This is a genomic window from Longimicrobium sp. (assembly GCF_036554565.1).
Taxonomy (GTDB): Bacteria; Gemmatimonadota; Gemmatimonadetes; order Longimicrobiales; family Longimicrobiaceae; genus Longimicrobium.
In genome coordinates this window covers 1-6,409 of sequence record NZ_DATBNB010000284.1, presented here as the reverse complement: position 1 = coordinate 6,409, position 6,409 = coordinate 1, and the positions used below count along the sequence as shown (strand labels likewise).

Sequence of the window (6,409 nt, the reverse complement as noted above, 5' to 3'; positions counted from 1 at the left end):
CAGCCGCACGGTGAGCCCGCCGGCCGGCAGGCCGTAGTCGAAGACGATGCGCCCCTCCACGCGCCGTGGGCCGTCGGCCGGCGCGCCGGTGCCCGTGTTGCCGGGGCGATCATACGCCAGGGTGGCGAGCGGGACCTCGATGACGACCGGCGTCTCGCCCGTCCCGGTGCTCCAGAGCGTCGTGTCCCTGGTGCTGGCGACCAGCCGGTCGTCGTGAAAGATCTTGAAGTACAGGTCGGGCCGCCGGTCCAGGAACAGCTCGCCGAAGGATGATGGATCGAACGCGATCTCGAACGCCCCGTCCGCGCCCGTGACGGCGCTGCCGACGAGGTCATCCATCAGCAGGTCGTTGTCCCACGCCTCCACGCGGAGCCCCGCCAGCCCCTGCCCGGTCTGCGGATGGACGACGACCCCGCGGATGTGGTAGGAGTTCTCATCGGCTCTCGACATGAACACCTTCTTGGCTGCTAGGAGTTGTGCTGCAAAGGTAATGGGTGGAGCTAGCTGAGTGACTCAGAGTCCCCACAGCATTCCACCGGCTGGTATGCGAATCGGCATGCGCACCGGCATGCGCAGGGGCACTCGAGCTGGTACGCGAGCAGGTACACTGCTTCCGGAGTTACCGGCTCCTAGGGCACGGGGACCCACAGGCGAAACCGAACTCGGATAACTAAATATTGAGGTCTCACCGGCGTAGCAGTCCGAAAGCGGGCTGCGGCAGAACTCGGCGATCTGGTCCGGCGTCGCCTCGTCGGACTCCGCTGGCGGCAACCCTGCGTCTATATCGATGCGGCGCTCTGCCCGCCCGCGTCCGGGATCGCTCCCCTCCTCACCGCGTTCGATCTCCTGGCCCTCTGCCGCCGGGACCGATGGACGTGCTTGCGTGGTTGGTGCGGTGACGTCGATGCGGACCTGCCCGTTAACGCTCGACCCGCCGCCGCCGGCCTCACCACCGCCACCGGCATTCCCGCCTCCCCGGCTCCCGCGGATGCCAAGCAGATCACCGATATAAGCGAGCCCCTGTACGCCAAGTGAGAACACGAAGTAGTCCCCAGCGGACACGGCTCGCGCCATGGCTAGAGTCACGCCTTCGGTCAAGCGTCTGATTGCGGCATGAACGAGCCGCGCACCAGCCGATAGCTCGATCGTGACCTCCCGATGCCAGTTCCGCAGGTTCGTGACGAGCGCGCCGTAGCCGTGGATGAGGTTCATCACGGCGCCCATGCGCTGTTCCGGATGCATTCCGGTTCCTCTATACCCTCCCATCCCCTGCGGGACCCTGCTCGCCTGTGCATACAGGGCCACGGATCGCGCCCGCAGCGACTCACCCGCACCCCTGAGCCGGCGAAGATCTCTGCCCACTTGGCCGAGTCCCCGTGCCGCCTGCTGCATCTCTGTACGCCGTTGCTCCATGGTGCGCAGCAGCACGATCTCCACGTGTGCCGACGGACTGCTGGAGGCCTGTTCGAATTCGAGTTGCTGTCGGGCGCTGGCGAAAGCCTGGCTTGCGTCGTTGTACTGGCGGATCAGCGTGGTCGCGCGCGCCTGAACCTCGGACACCTGGGCGGTAAAACGGGATACGTCCTGCTCATGGGCGGAGATGTCAGCGTTGAGCTGGTTGAGTTGCTGTTGCGTGATACGTCCGGTCGGGTCGGTTCCCCCGACCGGATTGCCGAGTACGTAAGCGTAGAGGTTCGGCCCATCGGCCATGGCTGACGGATCCGGGCTTGTCCACCTACCCAACCAGGGTGCGTAGTAGCGCGCGGAGTGATAACTGAGTCCAGTCTCCGCGTCCCGCTCCTTTCCGGTATGACGGTACCGCTTGAGGCTCACCTCCACCACGCTACGCGCGGCATGGTAGGCACTTGTCCCGTATGGGTGGTAGGCCTCGATCGAGATGAGCTGTGCTTCCTCGTCCAGTTCCACGGACACCGACCCGAGATGGTCGTCGTACTGATAGCGGTAGCGCGGTCCCCTGCCGAGGTCCGGGTCGCGGGTCCTCAGAACGTCCTCCACCAGGAGCACGCGCCGCTGCCCATCCAGCAGTCGATGCGTCTCGACCTCCTCCACGGCTTGTCCAGCCGAGTCGTATCGTCGGTAAACCTCCAAGCCGCCGAGGTAAAGGCGGTCCCACTGCACGACCCCAGCACGGCTTGTAACCACTTTCCGCGTCCGCTCTTCGCCCGCGCCGTAGGCATAGAAGACCATACCCCCGCCTCCGAGATCGACGGAGTGTATCATGTCGCGGTAATCCCAGCGGGCATGGAATTCCACCGGCGCGTTGGCCAGGTTCAGCATGCTGCCGTGCCCATCGTACCGGTACAGGACCGCGTCCGCGTCGCTGCTCCCGGTCCAGGTACGCAGGAGCCGGTTGCCGTCCGCCGCGTACGCGTAATGGCGCGTCCAGCTTCCGGCGGAGCCGGCGATGTGACGCATTTCCGTGATGTTGCCGACGGCATCGTAGCGGTAACGTTGCGTGTAGTTGCGCAATGCACCGTGGTCGGTGACCGGAAAGGATGCCGCCGTGCCGTGCTCGATCGGCATGGTCGCGTCGGTGCCGGATGCACTCTCGCGTCCGGTCGCTTCAACGAGACGATACAGCGAGTCGTATACGTACCGGCTTCGCGATTCCACCCGCTGGTTGCGGAAGAAGACGGGCTCGTACGCCTCGTCGTAAATCTCGGTAATATTGCCGGCGGGATCGTACGTGTAGTGCATCTGCTGGAGCACCGCCTCGTCGCGTAGCGCGGCGTGGTAGGAGGGGAAGTCGGGGTCTGAGCCGGGACGCGTCGTGCGCAGCTGCAGCAAACGGAATGTCTCAGGATCATACTGGTAGCGCGTGACGGTGCGGTTGCCATGTTCGACGCGCTCTCGCTGCCCCTTGGCATTGTACCTGATAGCACGTACGGCCAGCGTCCTCTGTGCACCGGTCCCCGCCGTGAATCCGGCCGCTGTTCTGGTTGCGCGGAGCACAAGTATTTCGGCCGCGAGTAGTCCGCGGGTGTTGTACCGAGGCTCGCAAACAGCCACCAGGCTGCCGGTTCCGCGGTGCCAATCGAACTGCCGCGTCACGCGCCCCAATGCATCGTACTCGGCCTGCCACTCGTATCGCTCGGCCTCGAGCAGGGCGGTAGGTGAGCCGTCCGACCAATCGATCACGACAGCTCGAAAAGCGCTGGAGAACGTTCGTTCCGCATCCAGCAACTGTCCCTGGAAGCTGAAGCGCCGCCGCCTCACTAGGCCACTCTGTTCGTAGTGCTGGTACAGCTGGCCGCGGAGGTTGCCCGCCCTCGCGTCCGCCGCGTCGGCGATCTCTTCGCCGTAGACGAAGCGCTCTACGAGCGCCGCCGTCCCGTCGTTCACCGTGAGCCGCGTGCCCAGCGGGCGGTGCAGCGCGTCGTACGTCGTGCGGTAGCGGCGGTGCTCGGGGACGGCGGCGCCCGACTCGCTGATGCGCTCGTTGAAGTCCCACGCCAGCATCGGCTTGCCGGCCGCGTCCATCAGCGACCAGCGCCCGCCGCCGTCCATGGAGTGCTGAAAGAGCAGGTTCCCCGCGATGTCGTAGCAGGGGACGAAGCCCGACACGGGGTCGGCGGGCTGGCCGCTGGGGACGGGAGGCGCGATGTACTGCATCACCCGATTGCCGCGCGCGTCCTGCACCCAGAGCGGCTTTCCCTCGGCGTCCAGCTTGGTCCAAGTGAGGTGCCGCTCGTCCAGCCAGGGACGGTCCACCAGCGGCGTGCCGGCCCTCGCCGGCGCATCGTCCGGCACGCGGTTGTGGGCGATGGCGATGACCTCGCGCCCCAGGCTGTCCAGCACCGTGACGGCGGGCGTCCCCGCGTGCAGCGCCGCGAGCCGCGCCGCGCGCCGCTCCTGTGCCGATGCCGCCGGCGCCGTGCGCCGCGCGAACCAGGCGTTCCCCGGCTCCAGCACCGTGTCGTTCGCGTCGAACGAAGCCACGTGCCACGGCGAGAACTCCACCCGGCTGTACGAGCCGTCCGGCGCCTCGGTGCGGATGAGCCGCCCCGCCGCGTCGTAGTAGAGCACGGGACTGACGCCCACCTCGCGCGGCTCCTCGAAGCGGTGGCCGCTCTCGCTGAAGTAGGGCTCGTACTGCTTGACGGGCTTGCCCTTGTTGTTGAGCACCGTCTTTCCGCTGGCGATCCAGCGGAGCGGCCCGCCCTCCACCTCCGGCTCCGCCTGCGCCTTCTTCACCAGCACGGCGCCCAGCCCATCCGAGTACTCGAACGCCGCCTGCAGCGGGCTCTCCTCCCCCGGCGCCAGCGCGGCCACGTGCTTCTCTCGGATGATGCCGCAGGCGCAGGCCGGATGCGCGGCCCAGGCGACGGTGCCGTCCGCGCGCACCGTTTCGCCGAAGTGGTAGACGTGGCGCGCCGTCGCGCCGCGCAGCCAGCGCCGCGCCTGCGCCTCGTCGTACGCCGGCGCGGCGAAGAAGGCGGCGAGCGCGGCGGGCTCCGGGTTCGCCAGCGCGTCGTCCATCCCGGCCAGCGTATCGCCCTCCGCGCCCTTGCCCTTGACCGCCGCCGCGACGGGAAGGCCCAGCGCGTCGTAGTACGTCTCGGAGAGGTTGCCGTTGGGATCGGCGATCTCGCGCGGCGCCAGGACGCGGTAGTCGAAGCGCTCCACCCGCGTGGTGTTGCCCAGCGCGTCGGTGCTGGAGGCCGCGAACAGGTCCAGCGCGTCGTACTCCACGCGCGTGACGTTGCCGAACGGGTCCGTGAAGCGCTCGGGGAGGTAGAAGTGCTCCGCCGCGTCCGGCGCAAAGCCGGCGATGCCGGAGCGGCGCCAGTGCTGGCCGGCCGTATCGAGCGGCGCCAGCCGCGCCGCCAGCGCGGTGCCGGCCAGGTAGCCGCTCGCCGCGGCGTCGTCCAGCACGGCACGGACCTCCGGGGTGAGCTTCTCGCCGAACACGGCGCGCAGCAGCGCCTCCGTCAGCGCCACGGTGTAGCTCTCGTACGGCAGCCCCAGCCGTCCCTGCTGGCCGAAAGGCAGCGGCCCGGCCAGGTCGTCCGCGAAGAAGAGGGTGCGCACCCGCTCCACGCAGCGCTTGCGCGGCGCGTCGCCGCCGGGAATCTCGTGGTAGGCAACCTCTTCCACGGAGATCGCGACGTCCGCGAGCGCCGGGGGGACCGGATACACGTCGCTCAGGCGCAGGCGCCGCAGCTCGTCCGTCCCGTAGAATCGCCCGTCCGCGGGGGCGGGGATGCCCGTCAGCGCGTAGGTCAGCACCTCGCACGGCACGCGCAGGCGATGGACGTCTGCGCCGGAAACGTCGTCCGTGTAGCGCTGCTCCGAATAGGTGGCGTGGAGCTCCCGCTGCACCCCGCGGATGCGCTCGAGCGCATCCGCCGGCAGTCCCTCGTCCGCGTGGCTCCCGGCGCGGGGATAGACCACCGACACCGCCTGCCGCGTGTTGCCGTACTCGTCCGTCGAAAGGGTGAGCGCGTGCGCCACGCGCGGGTCGGGAGGCGCGGCGCCGCGCAGGTCCAGCTCGTAGTGATACGTAAGGGACTCGCTCTCCGTCACCAGGAAGACGGCGTGGCGGCCCGTGCCCTTGGGCTGCACCAGGCGGACGCGGTAGCCGTGCGCGGCCGCGGAAAGAAGCTTGACGGGCAGGTGCTCGCCCCGCTCCAGCGCGTCCACGTCGAGCTCGTACGTCTCCTGGCGCAAGGGCACGCCCTTGCAGGCGCGCAGCGCCTCGCGCCATTCGTCCGCCGTAAGCCCCCGCGCCGCCAGCTCCGGCTCGGGGATGGCGCGCTCGCGGAATCCGCCCGCCCGCCCCGGCCGCGCATCCTGCCACCAGCGGGGAAAGTACTCGTCCGCGAACAGCGAAAGGATGCGGCGCCGGTCCCCCGAGGCACCCGTGTGGTACCACGTCACCGTCTTCACCGGCGGCAGGTAGAGCGTGCCGTCGTCCGTGACGTACGGGCTGGCCGCGTTGCCGCGGGCGAAGGCGCCGTACGACTCCACGTCCACCTGCTCCACCCGTCCGAAGCCGCGGAACTCCCGCTCCACGCCGTCGAAGCAGCCGTGGTGGTAGGAGTAGGTGGAGGCGAAGCTCGTCTCCCGCCAGCGGTCGGTGACCGTGACGCGGTGGACGCAGTGCACGGGAAAGGGAAGACGGGTGACCCAGGGGCGCCCGGCGCGCCGGTCCGCGAAGTAGAAGCGGGTGGAGGGCGCGTACTCGATCCGCGTTTCCGCGCCCAGGTTGTTGCGGGTGCGGACCAGGAGGTGGGGCTTCTGCCCACCCATCAGCTCCACGTAGCGCAGGGGGCGGCGCGCGTGCCCCGGCAGCGGCGACGACCACACCAGGCACGCCGTGCCGTTCCCCAGCAGGTCCACCACCGACACCGCCGACGTGTCGTCCAGGGGCGGCAGGTGGCGCAGG

The 6,409-nt window shown here is 69.0% G+C and carries 1 protein-coding gene and 1 pseudogene; both read right to left on the bottom strand.

All coding sequences use genetic code 11. From position 1 onward, the window contains the following. Positions 1 to 450: pseudogene (locus VIB55_RS07595) on the bottom strand (hypothetical protein); the annotation flags it as partial. Positions 451 to 513: 63 nt separating this feature from the next. Beyond that, positions 514 to 6,409: toxin TcdB middle/N-terminal domain-containing protein (locus VIB55_RS07590; protein ID WP_331876069.1), on the bottom strand; the 5,896-nt coding region annotated here is incomplete at its 5' end.